Origin of the sequence: Halomonas sp. BN3-1 (assembly GCF_003056325.1) — a bacterium.
Classification (GTDB): domain Bacteria; phylum Pseudomonadota; class Gammaproteobacteria; order Pseudomonadales; family Halomonadaceae; genus Halomonas; species Halomonas litopenaei.
On the sequence record NZ_PYVV01000010.1, the window covers coordinates 93,181 to 114,259 of the forward strand.

The 21,079-nt window shown below is 61.7% G+C and carries 20 protein-coding genes; 9 read left to right on the top strand and 11 right to left on the bottom strand.

Annotation, left to right across the window (positions count from 1 at the left end; translation table 11 throughout):
* Window positions 1-103: 103 nt before the first annotated feature.
* Complete coding sequence (locus tag C9F12_RS22610) at window positions 104-346, bottom strand: hypothetical protein (RefSeq protein ID WP_162816494.1); 243 nt, start codon at window positions 344-346, stop codon at window positions 104-106.
* A 160-nt stretch (window positions 347-506) separates the two neighbouring features.
* Complete coding sequence (locus C9F12_RS14695) at window positions 507-704, bottom strand: hypothetical protein (RefSeq protein WP_108449370.1); 198 nt, start codon at window positions 702-704, stop codon at window positions 507-509.
* A 677-nt stretch (window positions 705-1,381) separates the two neighbouring features.
* Here C9F12_RS14695 and C9F12_RS14700 point away from each other — a divergent pair.
* The 3 genes from C9F12_RS14700 to C9F12_RS22615 all read left to right on the top strand — a co-directional run bounded on the left by C9F12_RS14700 (window position 1,382) and on the right by C9F12_RS22615 (window position 5,657).
* Complete coding sequence (locus C9F12_RS14700; RefSeq protein ID WP_108449371.1) at window positions 1,382-2,707, top strand: MFS transporter; 1,326 nt, start codon at window positions 1,382-1,384, stop codon at window positions 2,705-2,707.
* Between the two features lie 297 nt (window positions 2,708-3,004).
* Window positions 3,005-5,389, top strand: a complete 2,385-nt coding sequence (locus C9F12_RS14705) for an arylsulfatase (RefSeq protein WP_205254703.1) — start codon at window positions 3,005-3,007, stop codon at window positions 5,387-5,389.
* A 70-nt stretch (window positions 5,390-5,459) separates the two neighbouring features.
* Window positions 5,460-5,657, top strand: a complete 198-nt coding sequence (locus C9F12_RS22615) for a hypothetical protein (protein ID WP_124804775.1) — start codon at window positions 5,460-5,462, stop codon at window positions 5,655-5,657.
* A 205-nt stretch (window positions 5,658-5,862) separates the two neighbouring features.
* Here C9F12_RS22615 and C9F12_RS14710 read toward each other — a convergent pair whose 3' ends face one another.
* Entirely contained in the window at window positions 5,863-6,660 is a 798-nt protein-coding gene (locus C9F12_RS14710) for a M48 family metallopeptidase (protein ID WP_045993710.1), read from the bottom strand.
* 215 nt (window positions 6,661-6,875) lie between these two features.
* Between C9F12_RS14710 and gdhA the strand changes: the two genes are divergently transcribed.
* Window positions 6,876-8,228 (top strand): NADP-specific glutamate dehydrogenase, encoded by a 1,353-nt coding sequence (gene gdhA / locus C9F12_RS14715; protein ID WP_045993711.1) that lies wholly within the window; start codon window positions 6,876-6,878, stop codon window positions 8,226-8,228.
* 231 nt (window positions 8,229-8,459) lie between these two features.
* Window positions 8,460-9,236, top strand: a complete 777-nt coding sequence (locus tag C9F12_RS14720) for a hypothetical protein (protein WP_162816495.1) — start codon at window positions 8,460-8,462, stop codon at window positions 9,234-9,236.
* Window positions 9,237-9,358: 122 nt separating this feature from the next.
* Here C9F12_RS14720 and C9F12_RS14725 read toward each other — a convergent pair whose 3' ends face one another.
* Complete coding sequence (locus tag C9F12_RS14725) at window positions 9,359-11,065, bottom strand: potassium/proton antiporter (RefSeq protein WP_108449373.1); 1,707 nt, start codon at window positions 11,063-11,065, stop codon at window positions 9,359-9,361.
* A gap of 188 nt (window positions 11,066-11,253) precedes the next feature.
* Here C9F12_RS14725 and C9F12_RS14730 point away from each other — a divergent pair, with 188 nt between their 5' ends.
* The gene (locus C9F12_RS14730) at window positions 11,254-12,480 is read left to right on the top strand and encodes an ABC transporter substrate-binding protein (protein WP_162816496.1); all 1,227 of its coding nucleotides are present in this window, start codon (window positions 11,254-11,256) and stop codon (window positions 12,478-12,480) included.
* Window positions 12,481-12,776: 296 nt separating this feature from the next.
* Here C9F12_RS14730 and C9F12_RS14735 read toward each other — a convergent pair whose 3' ends face one another.
* Both C9F12_RS14735 and C9F12_RS14740 read right to left on the bottom strand, forming a co-directional pair.
* Window positions 12,777-13,556: an alpha/beta fold hydrolase gene (locus C9F12_RS14735; RefSeq protein ID WP_108449375.1), complete on the bottom strand. Its 780-nt coding sequence runs from the start codon at window positions 13,554-13,556 to the stop codon at window positions 12,777-12,779.
* Between the two features lie 203 nt (window positions 13,557-13,759).
* Window positions 13,760-14,449: a 7-cyano-7-deazaguanine/7-aminomethyl-7-deazaguanine transporter gene (locus tag C9F12_RS14740; RefSeq protein WP_045993714.1), complete on the bottom strand. Its 690-nt coding sequence runs from the start codon at window positions 14,447-14,449 to the stop codon at window positions 13,760-13,762.
* Window positions 14,450-15,159: 710 nt separating this feature from the next.
* On the opposite strand from C9F12_RS14740, the gene C9F12_RS14745 reads away from it, so the two are divergent.
* Entirely contained in the window at window positions 15,160-15,489 is a 330-nt protein-coding gene (locus tag C9F12_RS14745; protein WP_045993715.1) for a metalloregulator ArsR/SmtB family transcription factor, read from the top strand.
* A 175-nt stretch (window positions 15,490-15,664) separates the two neighbouring features.
* On the opposite strand, the gene sohB is transcribed toward C9F12_RS14745, so the two are convergent.
* The gene (gene sohB / locus C9F12_RS14750; RefSeq protein WP_108449376.1) at window positions 15,665-16,696 is read right to left on the bottom strand and encodes a protease SohB; all 1,032 of its coding nucleotides are present in this window, start codon (window positions 16,694-16,696) and stop codon (window positions 15,665-15,667) included.
* A 143-nt stretch (window positions 16,697-16,839) separates the two neighbouring features.
* Here sohB and C9F12_RS14755 point away from each other — a divergent pair, with 143 nt between their 5' ends.
* Entirely contained in the window at window positions 16,840-17,148 is a 309-nt protein-coding gene (locus C9F12_RS14755; RefSeq protein ID WP_108449377.1) for an SCP2 sterol-binding domain-containing protein, read from the top strand.
* A gap of 38 nt (window positions 17,149-17,186) precedes the next feature.
* Here the strand turns inward: C9F12_RS14755 and nudC are convergent, their stop codons facing one another.
* Genes nudC through C9F12_RS14775 form a run of 4 tightly spaced genes read right to left on the bottom strand, consistent with a single transcriptional unit; the run spans window position 17,187 to window position 19,946 of the window.
* On the bottom strand, window positions 17,187-17,963 hold the full coding sequence (gene nudC / locus C9F12_RS14760) for an NAD(+) diphosphatase (RefSeq protein ID WP_108449378.1): 777 nt from the start codon (window positions 17,961-17,963) through the stop codon (window positions 17,187-17,189).
* Window positions 17,963-18,739 (bottom strand): DNA polymerase III subunit epsilon, encoded by a 777-nt coding sequence (gene dnaQ, locus C9F12_RS14765; RefSeq protein WP_108449379.1) that lies wholly within the window; start codon window positions 18,737-18,739, stop codon window positions 17,963-17,965. Before dnaQ ends, nudC begins: the two co-directional genes overlap by 1 nt.
* Window positions 18,740-18,786: 47 nt before the next feature.
* Window positions 18,787-19,221 (bottom strand): ribonuclease HI, encoded by a 435-nt coding sequence (gene rnhA, locus C9F12_RS14770; RefSeq protein WP_240184259.1) that lies wholly within the window; start codon window positions 19,219-19,221, stop codon window positions 18,787-18,789.
* A 23-nt stretch (window positions 19,222-19,244) separates the two neighbouring features.
* Window positions 19,245-19,946, bottom strand: coding sequence for a methyltransferase domain-containing protein (locus tag C9F12_RS14775; protein WP_231498691.1), 702 nt, complete (start codon window positions 19,944-19,946; stop codon window positions 19,245-19,247).
* 208 nt (window positions 19,947-20,154) lie between these two features.
* On the opposite strand from C9F12_RS14775, the gene gloB reads away from it, so the two are divergent.
* A complete protein-coding gene (gene gloB / locus C9F12_RS14780; protein ID WP_108449381.1) occupies window positions 20,155-20,922 on the top strand; it encodes a hydroxyacylglutathione hydrolase in 768 nt (255 codons plus the stop codon).
* Window positions 20,923-21,079 lie beyond the last annotated feature (157 nt).

The following is a 21,079-nucleotide window of genomic DNA, read 5'->3' on the forward strand; positions in this document are numbered from 1 at the left end:
GGGGATGGCCTAGGCTCGGCAATTAACGCCGCGTCTCCCTGTCCTCTATGGTGAGTACCGTATAGTCCTGCAAAACAAAAGAACCAGAAGGCACTCAGCTTATCTAGGGAAGATCAGAGGAGTCTTCTGATGAATTATCATTAATGCGCCGGACAACACGCCCCCATTCATAATAACTCACGCCTTCTTTAACAGCGCAGACATCAAGTATTAAATCAATAGCATCGGCCGTCCGGATTTCAGGTATGTTTTCAAGTAGACATTGATTGTAGTCATCAACATCCCCCGCGCTTGCAGCCTCAGACAAAAAAGTGAGAGCCAGAAAAAACACTTGCAATCTTTTCATAATCACTCCTCAAGATCTTTTATAATCAGTAATAGAACAAAGCATTATTTATGTAAATAATATATGCGCATGACATTGGAAAAATACAGGACCTATAGATAAAAATACTCGGAAATTAGCACCCAGGTACTGAGTTTCTGATCCCCATGTTGCTTTGACATCAGTAGTTGCCGAATAAGGACTGACGGGTCTCCCACTGATCAAGTAGCTCTTTTTTCTGATCTTCGGACAGCAGCTGGAACATTCGCTGCCCCGCTTGCTCAAGATCTTGGATGTCGCTTCTTGCGCTCAGATACAGCCCTAAAGATAGAGTTGTGCTTACGAATAGAACCGCAATAACGTCGTTCTTGGTTATCATCCGGTCTCAAAGGCTCCATCTTCGCCCATTGGCATGCTCATGCGGGGATAGTAGTCGAGGCGGGAGGGATCTGCGAGTGCCTCAAGGAGAGATATCCGGTGTGACCGGATTGTGTGCGAGAGGGGGCAATCAGTGTGACCAGAGGGGTAATTCTGTCAATTGGGCAGGGGGTTGGTCACAGTGCGCTCGGCGTGATTTCCCTTCTGCGTCAATAGGTTGTGTGGTGTGTCAGTAGCTCGGGTAGGTCTTGAAAACCGGCAAGGGTTAACGCCCTTCCAGGGTTCGAATCCCTGTCCCTCCGCCACCTCGAATCCAGAAGGGGATCAGTCGACAGACTGATCCCCTTCTTCGTTTTTTCCCTCTTCCCTCTTCCTTCAACAGCTCCCTGCCTTTCGGCACGCCAATCCTTCGACGGTCTCGAGGCGCTGCCCCGCCATGGTTCTTCACACCAGTGACTGCACATCTGGTTCTGCACACCAGCCCCAGCAGCAAGGTCTGTTCACCGGTTGTCGTGAAAAGGTCACCGATTGTCGTTGATGGATTGGCGACAACGCCGCAAATCGTGCACCCTGCTTGCATCTGTTGCTCCAGGCAGCACGACAGGGACGAACCAGACACGATGCATCAAGGCGCCAGAGCACTTCAGGTGGCGCAACGTGCATGTCGGAGGAGCTAGCATGAGGTCTCTTTCCAGCACCGGTTTTGCGATTTTCGGCGCGGCCCTGGTCGCCATCAGCTACGGACTCGCCCGTTTTGCCTTCGGCCTGTTTGTCCCCCAGATTCGCGATGAGCTGTCGCTGACGCCTGATGCCATCGGCATCATCGGCGCCCTTCCCCTCATCAGCTTCCTGCTGTCCACGGCGGTGGCGCCTTACGCCACCGATCGTCTTGGCGCCCGCTACGCAGCGGTACTGTCCGGGCTTTTCGGTATCGTCGGCCTGGCACTGATCAGCCGAGCGGCCGATGCGACCATGCTCAGCATCGGGGTGTTCGCCTGCGGCATCTGTACCGGCCTGATGATGCCCGCACTCACCGCCGGGATGCAGGCGCTGGTGAGACGCTCACTGCATGCTCGTGTCAGTTCGGTCATGAATGCGGGAACCAGTATCGGCGTGATCGTCGCCGTACCAACGGTACTGTTCATGGCCGACGCCTGGCGACTGGCCTATCTGTCCTTCGCCCTGCTGACGGTCATCGGCGTGTGCGCTACCTGGCTGTACCTACCCTCGGTGTCGCGCATCACGCCTTCCAACGCCGCCGACCCACCTGCATTGCGTGAACTGCCGTGGTCACGGCTCGTGAGGCTCACCCTGTTTTCCTACGCGATGGGCTTCATCTCGGCCGCCTACTGGATCTTTGCTCCGGACCTGGTGGTGACGCTTGGCGGTCTGTCGCCAAGCGCCACGGGGTGGCTGTGGCTCGCCGTCGGCATCGCCGGTCTCGGCGGTGCGGTGGTGGCGGATCTGGCCGACCGCAACAATCCGCCCATCACCCAGGCCTTGATGCTGACCATGCTGGCGGCAAGCCTGGCATTGCTTGCCGCCAGCCCCGCCCAACCCGTGCTGGCGGCATTCTCCGCTCTGGTCTTTGGCCTCGCCTACATGAGCTTGACGGGTCTTTACCTGATGACCGGCATTCGCCTGCTGCCCGGACGCCTGGCGATGGGGCCGGTGCTGCCTTTCATGGCCGTGTCGCTTGGCCAGGCCACCGGCTCGCCTGTCATCGGCGCTCTGCTCAATGTCTTCAGCTATGCCGAGGGGTTCGCCATTTTCGCGTCAATCGGCATTCTTGTTGCCCTGCTGTCGCCCTTGTACCCAGGCCATATTCATCAGGTGGGCGATGAAGAGGTGGAAGATCCACCGGGCCTCCAGTCCGCCTACGATCTGCAGCTGCAGAACAAAGCGGGCGAGCCACTGGAGGACCCTGAATACTTGGCTGGAGAAGACCCACGAGATGAGCCGACCGCTGGTCTTGGACACAGTCATAAAGAAGAGCGGGGCTGACCCAAGACGCACAGCGGCAACATACGCTATGCCAGGCATGAGTCATGCCCCTGCCAGGACCATGCGGCAATCCTGACAGGGGTCAGTCACCCCAGATAACGTCGCGTCATCTCCCCTCAGTGTTATCGCAGCCGATAGCTCGGCCTGCTGTGATAGGCGCTCAACGATTTCTGAACGAGTCGCTACCGAAACACAGCAACGATTGTCGCCAGGGACACGCCCGTCGAGCCAGCGTTTCCATGCGCAGCAATCCGCTATCGAGGAAGGTGTGTCATGCAGAGGTCCATGCAAAGGTCCATGCAAGTCATGGTCGGCGTCCTCGCCGGCCTGGTGCTGCTCTCTCCCGTATCGGGCCCGGTTGGGGCAAGCCTGCCCGAGACCGGTCGGCCCGAGACGGACGGAGCGTTATTACCCTTCGCCCCCGCCCCCATGCCGAGCGATGTACCACCTCGCCTCCAGGACGCCACCATGCAGTGGCCGGACGAGCCGTCCCACCTGCCGGAAGACGCCCCCAATGTTCTGATCGTCATGCTGGACGATGTGGGCTTCGGGGTGTCCGAGGTCTTCGGTGGCGAGATCAGGATGCCAGCGCTGTCGCGCCTGGCCGATGAAGGCATCGAGTACACCGGCTTTCATACCACGTCCATCTGTTCTCCCACGCGGGCGTCCCTGCTGACCGGTCGCAATCATACCCGGGTGGGCTCCGGTACCATTGCCGAACGGGCGGTGGCCTTCGACGGCTATACCGGCGTGATTCCGAAGAATGCCGCCACCATGGCCGAGGTGCTCAAGCAGTACGGCTACCACACCGCCGCCTTCGGCAAGTGGCACAACACCCCGGCGGTCGAGACGACAGCGATCGGCCCCAAGGATCGCTGGCCCACCGGCTATGGTTTCGAGCACTTCTACGGCTTTCTGGGGGGCGAGACGTCTCAGTGGGAGCCACGACTGACCGTGGACACCCTGCATGTCGAGCCCCCCGAAGACGATCCCGACTACCACCTGACCGAGGACCTGACCGACCAGGCGCTCGCGTGGCTCGCCGACTACCGGGCCTTCGATCCGGACAAGCCGTTTTTCATGTACTGGGCGCCGGGTGGGGCCCACGGCCCCCATCACGTTGCACCGCAATGGGCCGATCGCTACGACGGCCAGTTCGACGATGGCTGGGATGCCTACCGCGTGCGCACCCACCAGCGACAGCTCGAGATGGGCATCATTCCGCCGGGCACAGCACTCACGCCACGCAACGACAGCCTGCAAGGGTGGGACGAGATTCCCGAGAGCCAGCGCGACTTCCAGACTCGCCTGATGGAAATCTACGCCGGCTTCGTGGAGCACACCGACAGCCAGGTCGAGCGACTGCTCGAGGGCATGGCGGAAATGGGGCTTAGAGACAATACCCTGGTCATCTACATCGTCGGCGACAATGGCTCCAGTGCCGAAGGCCAGCACGGCTCGATCAGCGAACTGCTGGCCCAGAACAATATCGGCAGCAGTGTCGCCCAGCAGCTGGAGGTACTGGATCGCATGGGCGGCCTCGACGTTCTCGGCAGCCCCCAGACCGAAAACATGTACCACGCCGGCTGGGCCTGGGCGGGCAGCACACCCTTCAAGGGCACCAAGCTGCTCGGTGCCTATTTCGGCGGGACCCGCAACCCCATGGTCATCTCCTGGCCCGGCCATATCGCACCGGATGAGCAGGTACGTCACCAGTTCCACCACGTGGTGGATATTGCCCCTACCCTCTACGACATTCTGGACATCCCGCTGCCGGACGTCGTCAACGGCTACCCGCAGATGCCGATGGACGGTATCAGCCTGGCCTACACCTTCGACGACGCCGATGCCCCCGGACGCAAGCACCACCAGTTCTTCGACAATAACGGCAGTCGAGGGCTCTACCTGGATGGCTACTTTGCCGGTACCTTTGGCCCGCTGGTTCCCTGGGATACCTCCAGCGCGGCACAGCGGATCGCCGACTGGGATTCCGCCGAAGATGTGTGGGAACTCTACGACCTGCGAAGCGATTTTTCCCAGGCCAGAGATCTGGCCCACGCTCAGCCTGAGCGACTGGCCATGATGAAACAACGCTTCATGGATATCGCCGAGGACAACAAGGCCTTCCCCACCGGTGCGGGCAACTGGCTTCGCGTCCACCCCGAGGACCGGGTCAAGACGCGCTACGATCACTGGACCTTTACCCAAACAACTCAACGCATGCCGGAATTTTCGGCCCCCGGCGTTGGTCGCCAGAGCACCCGGGCCAGCCTGCGTATCGACACCGGCCAGGGCGATGCCGAGGGCGTGCTGTATGCCATCGGAGGTGCCGGCGGCGGGCTTAGCGTCTATCTTGATCAGGGCAGGCTGACCTACGAGTACAATATGCTGCTGATGGAGAATACCCGCATTCACACAGCCGCCCTGGCCCCGGGCAGCCACGACATCGTCATCACCACCCGGATCCCGGTGCCCGGGAAAGCGGCGCAGGTGACGATCGAGGTGGATGGGCAAACCGCGGCGGAAGGTCAGGTGCCCGCGACGGTTCCCCTGGCCTTCAGCGCCAGCGAGACCTTCGACGTGGGCCGCGATCTGGGCTCCTCCGTCTCACGCCACTACGCAGAGCGACGCCCTTTCGCCTTTGGCGGCAAGATAGAAGCCTTTACGATCGAGCTGCTCTAATTGGTGAGGCTTTCGAACTTTACGTCGGCAATCAGGGTCATACCCGTGAACTATGCCGAGATGGATGGACATGAAGCATTATCGTGTGGAGAGTTATCAGACAAGAACGATGAAGCGCACTCGCTGGGCGGTGGTGGCATTTTCGGATTCCTCTCCCAACGCCTCACGGCGGGTGGTCTCTCGCCACGATGGACAGGACGAAGCCAGGGCCGCCGCCGCGGCCCTGGCCTTTGAAGACAAGCTCGGTCGAACGCCCACCAACGTCTGACCCACCTGTTGATCTGATTTTTAACGCCGTATTAGCGAGCGCAGGCACTTTTCGCACAAGCCCTAGGCGCTGTCCGAAAAGTCGACGAGCGAAGGTTAGACAAGGCAAAAATCGGTGAGAAAGCGCAGTTTACGGGGTGTAAATGAGCATGTTGATCCGATTTTTAACGCCGTATTACCGAGCGCAGGCACTTTTCAGACAAGCCCTAGCAGCGGCTGGGCGAAACGCCTCTGTAAACCTCCTTGGCCTGCACCATCTCGGCACGCAACCCTTCGATACGTGACTGATGCCCCGGATGGGTGGACAGGATCTCCGGCGGTTGATCACCGCCAACCGATGCCATATTGCGCCAGAGGGCGACGCTCTCGCCGGGATCGAATCCGGCGCGCGCCATGATGGCCAGCCCCATCACGTCGGCTTCGGACTCATGGGCACGGCTGAACGGCAAGGCGATGCCGAGCTGGCTGCCGATGCCCAGCGCCTGGAGCAAGGGTTCCTGCCCCACGTCGCCCTCGCTCATCAGTCCTACCACCAGCAGCACGGCCTTGATGCCCAACTGCTGGGTCAATCGCTCGTTGCCGTGGTCGGCGAGCACATGGGCGATCTCGTGACCGACCACCGCGGCCAGCTGGGCAGGCGTCTGAGCGACCTGCAACAGCCCCGAGTGCACGCCAATGCGCCCTCCCGGCAAGGCAAAGGCATTTGGCGAGGGATTGTCGAACACGACCACCTGCCAGTCGTCAGGCATCTCGACCTTGGGGTAGACAAGCCGCGCCGACTTGATCAAGGCGTCGCTGACACATTGAACCTCGGCCTTGATGGCGGCATCGGTGGAAAGCGGTAGCTGGCTTCGCATCTGCTCAAAGGCGTCACCCCCCATGTCGCTCATCACGAAGCCAGGCACCAAGGCAAGTTGGCTACGCCCGGTGGGTGTCTCGTCGCAGCCCCCCAGCCCGACGGCCAGCAATAGCGTCAGTACCACGGGAAAATAGGATCGTTTCATCGAGCCTGACCTTTTCATGAAAAGCTGCTGGGCGACCATCGCCCTATCGTCTGAATGATGCCGTTTGTCACGGTGTTTGACTACGGCCGACGTCAGACGCATCTGGAATTCGCCATAAAGCGCATCCTGCTGTCTGACCAGCCGCCCCACTCCTATAGTGAACGAGCCAGCGACGGCACAACGCCGAAGGAAGCCTCAAGAAAGGAGACGCGGCCGTGGATTACCTGCACAACACTCTGGAAGGGCTGAAAGCCACCAGTCCCGCCCAGGCGGAGTTCTATGCCGCTGCAGAGAAGATCCTGGCGTCCCTGAGGCCCCTGCTCGAGTCAGACGCCCGCTACCTCGAGCACGCCATCATCGAGCGACTGGTGGAGCCCGAGCGCCAGCTGATGTTTCGCGTCTGCTGGACCGACGACAACGGCAAGATCCAGGTCAACAAGGGGTATCGTGTCCAGTTCAACTCGGCTCTCGGCCCCTACAAGGGGGGCCTTCGCTTTCACCCCAGCGTCAACGCCAGCATCATCAAGTTTCTCGGGTTCGAGCAGATCTTCAAGAACGCTCTGACCGGGCTCGCGCTTGGCGGCGCCAAGGGTGGCGCCAACTTCGATCCACGCGGACGCTCCGACGGGGAAATCATGCGCTTCTGCCAGGCGTTCATGACCCAACTGGTGGATCATCTTGGGCCCACCGTGGATGTCCCTGCGGGCGATATCGGCGTCGGCGCCAGAGAGATCGGCTACCTCTATGGCCAGTACAAGCGACTGACGCGACGTCACGAAGGGGTGATTACCGGCAAGGGGCTGGACTGGGGCGGATCGCTGGGCCGCAAGGAGGCCACCGGCTACGGCGCCGCCTACTTTGCCCAGCACATGCTGGCAGCCCGGGGTGAAGAACTACGCGGCAAGACCTGCCTGGTCTCCGGTGCAGGCAATGTCGCCATCTATACCATCGAGAAGCTCCATCAGCTGGATGCCCTGCCGGTCACCTGCAGCGATTCCGGTGGCTGCCTCCACGACCCGGACGGCATCGATCTGGAGGCTCTCAAGCGCTTGAAGGAGGTCGAGCGCGTCTCGCTTGAAGGCTACCTGAAGGATCACCCCCGGGCCCGCTTCATTGCGCTGGACGACTACCCCGCCGACGGCCACGCCGTCTGGCGCATCCCTGGCCAGGTCGCCTTTCCCTGCGCGACCCAGGGCGAGGTCACCCTGGCCGACGCCGAGGCGATGCTCGCCAATGGGCTCGAGTGTCTATGCGAGGGGGCCAACCTGCCGACCCTGCCGTTGGCGGTGGACCGTCTGCTGGAGGCCCGCATCGCCTACGCCCCCGGCAAGGCGGCCAACGCCGGCGGCGTATCCACCAGTCAACTGGAAATGGCGCAGAACGCCAGCATGCAGATCTGGCCGCTGGAGAAGGTCGATGCCCACCTCCAGGCGATCATGGCCAATATCCATCGCTGCTGTGCGTCCACCGCAGAGGAATTCGGCGAGCCCCACAACCTGGTGCTGGGCGCCAACATTGCGGGATTCAGGCGCGTCGCCAATGCCATGATCGACCAGGGGGCCTGGTAAATCCTGGGACAGGTTTGTCCGGGGGACGGTTGGCAACAAGGCCCCTGCCGATCTAACCGCCGGCAGATCAGCACAAAAGCGCATATTACATGCAAGACCGACTACACTATGCCGAAATAGCAATCGAGCCCGCGTTGCAGGGGCTCTCTCATCGGCTGGGGGAATGTCGGGATGCATCAGGGAAGAGTCAGGATTCGGGGCGGCGAGCTCTGCGAACAGAATGGCCTGAGGGTGAACGTTCCGTTAGCCAGCAGATCCGTTGGTGCCGCGCTGCTGATCGGCACACTGGCGATCAGCCCCGGCGTCCTGGCCGAGCAGGAACTCGGACAGGCCGCCTCCGACCCCACTGCGCCACTGATGAACTTCCAGCTACAGAATTCCTGGAGCCCGGAAATCCACGGCACCAATGATTCACAGAACATCGTCCAGTTCAGAACGGCGCTGCCCTACCGGCTGGCGGGCCACCAGCACATCTTTCGTCTGACGGTGCCCTCACTGACCGAGGATCCTGGCGGTTCCACCGGCCTGAGCGATTCTACGGTGTTCGACCTCACCACCTTCGAACACTCCTGGGGTCGTTCTGGCTTTGGTGTGGTCGCCCTTCTGCCGACCGGCGGCGAGCATCGTGGCGCCGAACAGTGGGGTCTGGGTCCAGCGGTCGGGTTTGCGGCCTCGCGAGGCTCCTTCCTGTATGGCGCCTTCAACCAGAACATCTTCAGTGTCGCCGGTGAGGACGATCGCGAGGACGTCAACCTGAGCATCCTGCAGCCCATCATCAATCTCGGGCTCGGCCAGGGCTGGTCAGTGGGCACTTCGGAGATGAACATCACCTACGACTGGGAGCACAGCGACTGGAGCAGTCTGCCCGTGGGGGGCCGACTCAGCAAACTGGTAAAGCTGGGAGACTCCCCGCTGCAGATCAGTGGTCTGTATGAGCACAACTTCGCCGACGACTACGCCGTGCCTGAAGACCAATTTTCGCTGCAGTTCAAGTTGCTGGTGCCCTGACGGGCTCTTCCAGGGCATCTTGGCAAGGGGCTTTCTCGACAGACCCCGCTCGATAATTTCCGCCCGGTTATTTCCGCTCGATGCTTTCCGCTCGATTCTTTCCGATACTGGAACGCTGCGCCTCAGTAGAGGCGCAGACCCACACGGGTGATATGGTTGCCTTCCATCTCGCTCACCACCCAGTGGATGCCATGCCAGTCGACGTCGTCGCCTACCACCGGATGCCCGCCCAAGCGTAGTCCCATGAATTCACCCAGTGTCAGCGAGGCCTCGCCGGGGCTCAGGGTCAACGCATAGGCATCGGCCACATCGCCCATCCTGGCGTCTGCATCCAGGGTGAAGGTGCCGAAGAAGGCGCGCTGCTGGCGATGCTTGGCATCGCCGTTGAACAGCCGGTTCAATGCTGGCAGATCGTCGCTCTTGCCGATGACACAGATGATGTCGTCGATGCGCAACTGTGTACTGCCCTTGGGGTGCAGCATCACGTGCTGGCGGAACAGGGCAGAGATCAAGGCACCTGAGGGAAAGCGCAGCAGCCGGATCGGGATGTCCTCGAGATCGGCATTTTCGACCTTGTAGACGAACATCTCGAAGTCGTTTTCAGGCAGGATGCCAAGTGGCCCCCGATGATTGGGAGTGGCACTGTCCGGCACCATGACCTTCATGCGGCGAGCCATCCAGGGCAAGCTTCCGCCCTGAATCAACAGCGACAGCAACACCACCGCGAAGGCCACATTGAAGTAGAGGCCGGCTTGCTCGACGCCACCGATGACAGGAAAGATCGCCAGCACGATGGGCACGGCACCGCGAAGCCCCACCCAGGAAATGAATCCCACCTCGCGCCAGCGGAAATGGAAAAACGGCTTGAGCGTCACCACCACCGCCAACGGACGCGCCACGAAGATCAGCGCAAGGGCCACGATCGAAGCTGGTAACAGCACTTCCAGTAGTGCCGAAGGTGTCACCAGCAAGCCAAGCACCAGAAATAGCCCGATCTGACTTAGCCAGGCCAGTCCGTCATGCACCGGCAAGATGAAGTTGAGGTGCCGCCCCGGTTGATTGCCGATCATCAATCCGGCCAGATAAATCGCCAGGAAGCCACTGCCCCCCAGGGCACTGGTCAAGCCAAAGACACAGAACCCCAACGCCAGGGCCAGCAGCGAGTAAAGGCCCGGCGCAAGATCCACATAGCGCAGCAAGCGACCGATCAGCCAGCCCGCGCCAAGCCCGATGGCGATGGCCATGGCGAACTGTTGAACGAAGAACAGCAGCATGTCCAGGGGGCCACCGAGGTCCCCCACCAGCGCCTCGACCAGCACCAGGGTGAGAAAGATCGCCATGGGATCGTTGGTGCCGGACTCGATTTCCAGGGTGGCGCCGACCCGTTCATTGAGGTTGAGCCCTCTGCCACTGAGCATCGAGAAGACCGCCGCAGCGTCGGTAGAACCGACGATGGCCCCGACCAGCAGGCCCTGCAGCAACGATAGATCGAAGACCCACATCGCCAGCAGACCGACCAGACCGCTGGTGATGAAGACCCCGACGGTAGCGAGCCCCAGGGCGGGTTTGAAACCGACACGAAAGGTCTTGAGCCGTGTCCGCAGGCCACCATCCAGCAGGATCATCGCCAGGGCGAGATGGCCGATGACAAAGGCCAGCGAGTAGTTGTCGAAGTCGATACCCAGCAGGCCGTCTTCACCCGCCAGCATGCCGAGTATCAGGAACAGCACCAGCAGTGGCACACCGGCCAGAGCGGAAAGCCGACTGGCCAGCACACTCAGCGCAATCAGCGTTCCACACAGAAGAAAGAGACTATTGATCGAATCCATGCGCATCCCTTGCAACGTTCATCATGATTGTCTCACGCCCGGCCCCACGCCGCGATCTGTCGAGTGTAACGTGATTCATCGAGGGCACTTCGAATTACCAAGATGTTGATGGATGCCGCTGGTGAACGAAGCTCGCCCTTGGATACACTAGCGCGCTGGTACGAATGCCTGACCCATGGAGATTGTTGATGCCCAAGTCGTCGCCCAGGCAACACTGGCTAATCCGGCTTGCGGGCTTGAGCTTGCTGCTGGCAAGCCTCGGCGCGTTGTCCCCTGCCCTGGCCGAGCCGGAGGCGCCCGCTGAAGCCGCAGCGCAGCAACAGACAGCGCCGCCCCTCGCCCAGGAGCAACAGGTCGAGACTTCTTCCGAGCAGGTCGACGGAACGCCCCCCACAAGCGCCGAAGCAACGGTGGTGCGCGATATCCTCGAGCGCTACCGTGGATTGCCTGGTGGACCCGGTATCGACACGCCCGCGATGCCGGTGGCACCGTCGGCCACGGCGGCTCCTGCCGACCCGATCGCGCCGCCGCCGGTCACCGAGCTGACTCTAGTGCTGGAATGGTCACCCGGGCCGCAGCACGCTGCCTTGCTGGTGGCTCAAGAGAGGGGGCTGTTCTCGCGGCGCGGACTGAACGTCGTGCTGCAGACTCCCGCCGATCCCGACGTGCCTGCCAAGCTGGTGGCGGCATCCCAGGCGGATCTGGCACTGACCGACCAGCTGACCCTGCATCGACTGGTGGACCAGGGGCGCCCCATCATCAGGGTAGCCACCTTGAGCGAATTGCCACTGTCGGCGCTGCTGGTACGCGAAGATGCGGACATCGACTCGGTGCTGGGACTGATCGATCACCGGATCGGCTACGCGCAGCGCTCGGGACAAGACGTCTTGCTCAGGGCCATCCTTCAACACGAAGGGTTGAACCTGTCCCATGTCGAGGCCAAGGACGTGCACTTCAGCGTGATACGCGCGATGAACGAAGGCTGGATCGATGCCTTCATCGGCGGCGCGGCACTGTCCCTGCCGCGAGAGCTCGCCGACCTCGGCATCGCTACCCGCGCCATGCCGACCGAGACACTGGGTATCCCGGTGCACGACGGCCTGGTCGTCGTGGCCAACCAGGACCACTTTCAGGCACAGAAGGACGCCATTCGCGCCTTCGTCGACGCACTGGAAGACGCCACGCGCTGGATCATCGACCATCCCGCCGCGAGCTGGGAGATCATGACTCGACTCGAGCCGACCATGGACAGCCCCGCCAATGCCGAGGCCTGGCCCGACATCAGGCGCCGACTCAGCCTGCGCCCCGGCGCCATGGACCACGGCCGCTATCGTCGCCTGGAGCGCTATCTACATGACCAGCAGATCGTCGAACGCTTGACCCCGATCTCGCGCCTGGGCAAGGACCCCGGCTAAACCACAGACGCCTGGGCAAGGACCCCGACTAATCAGCGGCGCCCCGGCTAAACCACAGACGCCTAGGCAAGGACCCCGGCTAAACCACAGACGCCTGGGCAAGCACCCCGGCTAAACCACAGACGCCTGGGCATGGACCCCGGCTAAACCACAGACGCCTAGGCATGGACCCCGGCTCATCACTGGCGCCTGGGCATGGACCCCGGCCAATCACCGGCGCCTGGGCAAGGACCCCGGCTAATCAGCGGCACCTGGACCAGGACCCCGGCCAATCACCGGCGCCTTGATTGCACTGGCTAGTCGTCCAGAGAGGCCAGAAACTCGGCCACTTGCTCCTGAAACTCCTGCGCCCGCTCGGTGTGAAGCCAGTGACCAGCGTCCAGGGTCTTGACTTCGGCCCTGGGCAGGACGGCGCGCAGCGACTCAAGCAGGTCATCGGCGACGTAGTCGGAGCGACTACCGCGCAACACCAGCGTCGGCACATCGATGCTTCCTTCGCCACCCGGGGGTGCCATGATCTGCCCGTAGCCGGCTTCGATCGCATCGAGATTGACCCGCAATCGAAGTACGCGATCGTCGCCGCGCACCAGATTGGTAGCCAGAAACATGCGGGTGGGCTTGTCGTCGATCACCTCAGCCATCAAGGCATCGGCCTCTCGCCGGTCGGTGGGCTCGCCCTGCTCGACACGCCGCAGTGCGCTGAAGACGCTATCGTGACGGTGTTCATAGGCGACCGGCGCGATATCGGCAACGATCAGCGACGCCACCAGCTCAGGATGCAGCCTGGCCAGGGTCATCACCACCTTGCCGCCCATGGAGTGGCCAAGCAGGTGCCCTCTGGTGACGCCGCAGCGGTCCATCACCGCTGCCACGTCCTCGGCCATCTGGGCATAGTCCATACCCTCGGCATGGGGAGAACGGCCATGATTGCGAAGATCCAGGGCGATCACACGGCGCTCGCCCGACCACTGTTTGACATGGGAGCGCCAGTTGTCGGCGCTACCCAGCAGGCCATGAACGATGACCAATGGCTCTCCCTGACCACCACTGTCCGTATATTCCAGGGAAACCGTCATAGCTGCACTCCTTTGAGCGATCGAAGGTTGGTAGAGAGCCGGTAGAACGTCGTGCTTCACGACACCAGCATAGTACTGAACGTGCCAGGCGGGGCGCGGAGCCAGGCAGCAAGCACAGCCAGAGCAAACCAGGGCGGGGCTAGATCGGAACCAGATCGTAACACCGGCCCAGCAGGCTCAACCGCCGGGGATCGAGGCCCTTATCAGCGCCCCTCTCCCCGAGCGACCTGCTCCGGCCAGACGTCCTGACTGCCGGTCACCGCCACCAGTCGCTGGCTCAGATAACGCAGCAGCACACCGTACAGGGGCAGGAAAAAGGCCAGACTGATCGCAAGTTTGATGGCGTAGTCGACCGCTGCGATTTCTGGCCAATGCTGCGCCATGAACGGGTCAGGGCCAGCCTCGAAGGCGATGGAGAAGAACGCCACGGTATCGACCAGATTACCGACCAGGGTCGACGCCGCCGGCGCCACCCACCAGTGCTTGAGTCGCCTGAGCCGGTCGAAGACCTGCACGTCGAGCAATTGTCCGAGCAGGTAGGCCATGAAACTGGCCAGTGCGATCCGGGCGACGAACAGATCGAAACCATCGAACGCGGCAAGGCCAGCGAAGCCGCCCTGCGGGAAGACCACCGAGACAACGTACGACACCACCAGCGCGGGCAGCATCACGCGCATCACGATAGCGCGCGCCGGCCCCTTGCCGAACAGGCGTACCGTCAGATCGGTGGCCAGGAAGATGAAGGGAAAGCTGAAAGCGCCCCAGGTCGTGTGCAAGCCAAACACCGTAAACGGCAACTGGACCAGGTAGTTGCTGGCGGCGATAACGACGATATGGAAAACGACCATCAACGCCAGCAGACGACGGCGCTGTTCGAAGGACAGAGTGAACATCATGATTCCTTTTTCGCAAGGGGTGAGGGAACCCTGGGAACAACCACAATACGGCTACAGGCACGCCTGGCTGCGATACCTCTGGATGGCGCAAGATTTCGAGCCTATGGCGAAAAGTCTCGCGCCACCGCGTGGGGTGCAAATTTGGCGGCAGAAATTATACGAGACAAGCCTGCGCCTTGCCAGCACTCCCTTGCTCGCCCCCTTCCCCTTTACCCACAGGCCACCCGGCGTAGACGGACAAAATCAGATAACTGCAGATCCAGGCACCAGATGTGCCATACAGGATACCTAGAGAAACCTGATATTGCACAATATTGTCAGTCTGCTAAATACAAATACAAGAAACAACGCGACGGACACATTTTGAAAAACTCATTATCTAATTCTGCCGAAACGGTCACAAACACGCGTTTAAGACGCGTTTACTTCAACAATGCGCTATTATTGAGAAGTTTCTTAATCACTAACGGAAAGAAAGGCTTCGGCTTTCATCGGCGACCAAATGAAAGGAGTCCTGCGCCCCGGACCAACACTATTCCGTGGAGCCGGATACGCCGAATCCGACTAGCGGATCTCTTCGATGAGGATGACAAGCCATCCATGCACAACACCTCGATCCCTATTGCCGTCCATCTCGGGTGGCGCCTAGCGCCACGACGTCCAACGGGTGAAATTCGTGTCAGTCACCGCTGCAAGGGAGAGTGCTGATGAACAGCTCACAACGTGTTGCCGGCCGCCTGCTTGAGGGTGGAGATGCCGTGGTAGACAGAGCGAGCGGCCTGCTGAAAGCCATCGCCAACGACAATCGCCTAAGAATCCTGTGTCTACTTGAAGGCAACGAGCTGTCCGTGACAGAGCTCAATCAACGCCTGAGCCTGAGCCAGTCGGCCCTATCCCAGCACCTTGCCATCCTCAGGCGAGCCGAGCTGGTCAGTACTCGGCGCTCCTCCCAGACCATCTACTACTCGCTGCAAGGCGACAGCGCGAGCATCATGATCGCCGCCATCGTCAAGATGAACGCAGCCAACGACGACTGAAGCGCGACCACAGACTTGGGTCAGGCGCTTCGCACCCGATAGCCCTCGCTGGAGGGCGTCGGGCTCGCTCGATGGACAGAACGACTTGGACAGGCGGAGCTGGGGCGGCTCAGGTCAGGCAGTATTGCGATCCAATATTGCGACCCAATGTTACGAACCGCGACGCGCGCTTCGCCTACCGATGCTCCCAGCCGGACGCATCGACACGCTCTTCCACCCGATTGAGCGCCTGCTCGATCATGCCAGAGGCGGAAAAACCAAGACGCTCGGCCAGTGATGGCACAGCCGCAAGCCTCAGGCTCAGCACCTTGCCACGTTCCATCGCCTTGCTGAGATAAGCCTCGCTGGTGGTGACCTCATCCGCCAACCCTCTGGACACGGCCTCTTCTCCGTACCAGACCTCGCCGGTGGACACAGCGTCGATATCCACGCCGGAGCGGCGCTGGTCGACGTAGTCCTTGAACTTGGCATGGATGGCGTCGAGGTCCGCCTGCAGCTTGTCTCTGCCTTCCTCGGTGTTTTCGCCCAGCACGGTGAGCGTGCGCTTGTAGCGCCCGGCGGTCACCAGCTCCACATCGACGTCATGGCGCTTGAGCAGGCGGTGGACATTCGGGATCTGGGCCACCACCCCGATGGAGCCGATTACCGCAAACGGGGCCACCAGGATGCGTTGTGCGTTGCACGCCATCAGGTAGCCGCCGCTGGCCGCTACCTTGTCCACGCAGACCGTCGTCTTGAGGCCCCCCTCGGTGAGCCGGTGCAGTTCCGCCGCACCCTGCCCATAGGTGTGGACCAGGCCTCCGGGGCTCTCCAGCCGAATGACCACCTCGTCCCCTTCCTTAGCCACACCAAGCAGCAAGGACACTTCGCGAGCCAGGCGGTCCACGCCGCTGGCCTTGAGGTTTCCATGAAAATCGATCACCCAGGTGGTGGCGCTCGATGCCACGCCTTCGTCCTGCCTGGGCTTGGTATCCCGACGCCACGGCCAGCGCAGGCGAGACCGCTTTTCTGTGCCTGTCCTGGCGTGTATCAAACGCTCACGCCACTGACGCTGACGCTGACCCAGGTCCTCGATCCTGAGTTGCTCCCTGGGTACACTGCCGCCACCCTTGGCCCGGGCAAGCACGATCAGCGCCAACAGCACGACCCCTGCCACCAGCAGTAGCTGAACAAAAAAGGTCAGGATCTCACCCAGCCAGTCTTCCATCGCTCTCTCCCTGTCAGCCGGCACAATTCTGCAAAGACCTGGACCTTGACGGTCATAGGCCCTGAACGGCGCCCGGCCTTGATTGAAACATTCGTTTGAAATACGCTGCCTGACAGCGACTCACACAACTGCAAGGAATTCTCATGTCACAGACACTCGATACGCTACGCTCTCGCTTCAATCCCGACGCTGCCCGGGGCATGCACGAGATCTTCCAGTTCCATTTCAGCGATACCGAGGATCACTATGTCGTCATCGACGATGGCGCACTGGACATCCAGCAGGGCGAGCACGACGACCCCTCTGTAAGCCTGAGTATGAGCAGCGACACCCTCAAGGGCATCATGACCGGTGATATCAACGGCATGACAGCCTTCATGACCGGCAAGCTCAAGGCGACCGGCAATATCATGCTGGCGACCCGCCTGACCGAGCTGTTTCCCGAGAAGTGATGCTCAAATGGGCAGTGGCTCCTCCCGGCGACTGCCCGTCAGGACCGACCGTCACGCACCTCAGACAGGTGCAACTCGATCAATTCCCGCGAGATCGAATAAAGCGGCGGCAACTGCGGTAGCTGCCGTGGCGAGAACCAGGCGGCGTCTTCGATCTCGTGGCCGTCGATCACGATGCGTCGGCTTGCCGCCTCGACCAGATAGCCCAGCATCAGGGAGTGGGGAAAAGGCCAGGCCTGACTGCGAATATAACGCAGCCGCCCCAGCTTCAGACCGACCTCCTCGTGGACCTCGCGATGCACCGCCTGCTCCGCCGACTCTCCCGGTTCGATGAATCCTGCCAGGGTGGAATAGCGTCCGGGTGGAAAACGCGGGCTACGAGCCAGCAACAGCGACTCCCCGTGGGTCACCAGGGTGATGATACAGGGCGAGATGCGCGGGTAGTTGCGATGGCCGCAATTGTCGCAGTGCATCGCAAACTCGTGTTCCAGACGCCTCGCTTGGCTGCCGCAACGTCCGCAAAACCGGTGATTGCCCATCCAGGCACCCACCTGCAGCGCCGTTGACACCAGCCCGTACCATGACTCGGGCAACCTCGACAGCCAGCTACGGCCGTCTGGCCAGTCGGCGCCTGGGCTATCTTCAAGACGCAGCCCCACCGGCTCATCCGACCACCAGCACAACGGCTGAACACGCTTATCCCAGGGCTCGACCGGCCCCAGCGGCGTATTGTCCAGGCCAGGCGCCATACAGCCCTTCGACAGGCGAATGATACGCCCCGACTCGACACCTCTTGGCAGCTCCCGATGCAGCATCAGACACCGTCCTGCGTGACGCTGCCGGGGCCGGCGTAGACAGGGTCCAGGTCGTCCCAGCGACACTCACCTGCCTTGCCACGCACCTTGTCGAGCTTGGCCAGATGGGCAGCCATCTCCTGCTCTGTCGGGCGTACCACACTCAGCCGCCCCGGCTCCAATGACAGCCGACGCACCGAAAGCTCGCCGGGCACCGCCGCCTGCTGGTCGCTGTCGTTGCCCGCATCCAGGGTCAGGGCGGTCTGCCCACCGGTCATCGCCAGATAGACGTCTGCCAGGATCTCGGCATCGAGCAAGGCCCCGTGCAGCACGCGGTGACCATTGTCGATATCGTAGCGCTTGCAGAGGGCGTCGAGGCTGTTGCGCTGCCCCGGGTGCAGTCCCCGTGCCATGGTCAGGGTATCGAGGATACGACAGTGATCCTTGACGGGCCCTGCATATAGCTCGGGGTGGGTGGCCTTCAACAGCTTGAATTCGTGGTCGATGAAGCCGACATCGAAGGGCGCGTTATGGATGACCAGCTCGGCCCCGCGAATAAACTCCCAGAAGTCGGCCGCCACCTCGGCGAACACCGGCTCATTGGCGACCCGCTCGTTGGTGATGCCGTGGACACCGATCGCCTCGGCATCGATCTCACGCTCGGGGTTGATGTATTGATGGTAGGAATTTCCGGTCAGACGCCGGTTTATCATCTCCACGGCGCCGATCTCGATGAGACGGTGGCCGTCGCGCGTCTCGATACCGGTGGTCTCGGTATCCAGTACAATCTGTCGCATTCTGGGTCCCTGAAGTCGGATGGGCTGTGGGGTGTGGGCCGACGGCGTCAGGCGCCTTCCAGCAACTCGTCGATGGCCTCGTTGACCAGGGCGTCGGCGGCCTCGTTTCCAGGGTGGCCGCTGTGCCCCTTGACCCAATGCCAGCTGACCTGGTGTCGGCGTGTCTGGTCATGCAGCTCGCGCCACAGATCGGCGTTCTTCACCGGCTGCCTGGAAGCCGTCTTCCAGCCACGCTTGATCCAGCCATGGATCCATTCGGTGATGCCCTTGCGCAGATACTCCGAATCGGTCCAGAGATCCACGTGACACTCGCGCTTGAGCGTCTTCAGCGCCATGATCGCGGCGGTCAGCTCCATTCGGTTGTTGGTGGTATCACGCTCGGCGCCCTTGAGCGACTTGCGGTGATCCCCGCTTTCCAGCAGCGCTCCCCAGCCGCCGGGTCCGGGATTGCCGCGGCAACCCCCGTCGGTGTAAATGGTCACGACAGGGAGTGAATCGGGAGTGGTCAACGCATTGCTACCTTCTTCTGCTTGGGGGTCTGCCGCACACTGGGCTCGAGCCTGGTGGTGCCGAGTGCGGTGTTACCGACCGGCAAGCCGAACAGTGGGCGTTTTCCCTGGGTACAGGCCAGCTGCGAGCGGCAGCGAGCCTGGATGATATAACAATCGCCCAGGGGCAGGTTGTGGCGCCGGCCAAGGGTCTCCAGCATGCCATTGCCACCGGCGAGCCCCGGCAGGCGAAATCGGCAGTAGTCTACCCGCTCGATCTCGAAGTCGACAAACTGAAGCCAGTCCTTCATCGTCCGCGGCGTTCGCCATACGCCCTGCCCCGGCAGCTGCCGCCGGCGGCGAGGCCGAACCCTCATCAAGCCCGACGATGACAGCGGGGACCAGCCGAGCAGCACCAGTCGCCCCTGCGGCGAGACCACCCGGGCGGCCTCCTGCAGAAGCTGGTGGGGGTGGGACACCACCTCCAGCAAGTGATTGAGCACCACCACGTCCATCGCTCCGTCGGGCAGTGCCAAGCGCTCAGGACGGCAAACCAGCGTGCTGGAACTTTCCGCCAGCTCCCTGGTCGGAGACCACCGTATCCAGTGGCGCACCGCGCTCATGTCGGCCAGTGGCTCGGCCAGTGACATTTCAAGACCGTGCTGGCCGCACCAACGTTCGGCCAGCGGACCCAGGCAGGCTCGTTCGGAACGCCGCACGGCGCATCCGCTGTCACTGGACCAATAGCGTCGAGCGTGCCGCACCAGGCACGCGAGCTCCATCGGCTCCGACGCATTTGACATAGTCGACCTGTGCCTCCAAAGTGTCTGATTTTGCAAGGCGAAAAAACGAAGTTTACTGAAGTCTGCGCCGGCCGCCCAGCTAGATGCTGCCCGCTCAAGGCTCGCTCCGAGGACCCTGCCGACCATGTTAAGCGTGACACCGATTCCAGCCTTTAGCGACAACTATATCTGGCTGCTGCGCCAGGATTCGAGTCAAGAGGTCTGCGTCGTGGATCCCGGTGACGCCGAGCCTGTTCTGCGCTTTCTCGAACGTGAAGGGCTGAGCCTGGGCTGCATCCTGCTGACCCATCACCACCATGACCACACCGGCGGCGTTGCCGAACTGATCCAGCGCTATTCGCCCCGGGTGATCGGGCCGGATAACCCCGAGATCGCAGGCATCGACGAGATCGTGCGTGACGGTGACGAGTTTCGCGTCATGGGCCGCCTGTTCGAGGTGATGGCGGTGCCTGGGCATACCCTGGACCATCTGGCCTTCTTTACCGCTGGTATCCCGCCGCTGCTGTTCTGTGGGGACACCCTGTTCAGCGGTGGCTGCGGACGCCTGTTCGAAGGTACCCCGGAGCAGATGAAGGGGTCCCTCGACCGACTGAATTCCCTGCCGGCGGATACCCTGGTATTCTCCGCGCACGAATATACATTGGCCAACCTCGCTTTTGCGAAGGCGGCCAACCCCGGCAACCCCGACGTTGCCACCGCCTTCGACGAATGTCAGAAGGCACGAGATCTGGACCGACCCACGCTGCCTACAACGATGGAACGTGAGCGCCGCATCAATCCCTTCCTTCGTTGCGATGATGAAGATGTCAAGCGCGCTGCCTCAGCCCATGGGTCGACCGATAGCACGGACGCCACCTTTGCCACGCTAAGAGCCTGGAAGGATTCCTTCTGAACGGCTCGGCGTCCTGAACCATCGTCCCACAGGACGCCCGCGATAAGCATCGCGGGCCAGGAGTTTCTGTACGCATGACATTTCACACGACCCGTAGACGACTTCTTGGCGCGGCCAGCAGTCTGGCCCTCCTTGGCTCGTTGATGGCCGGTGCCTA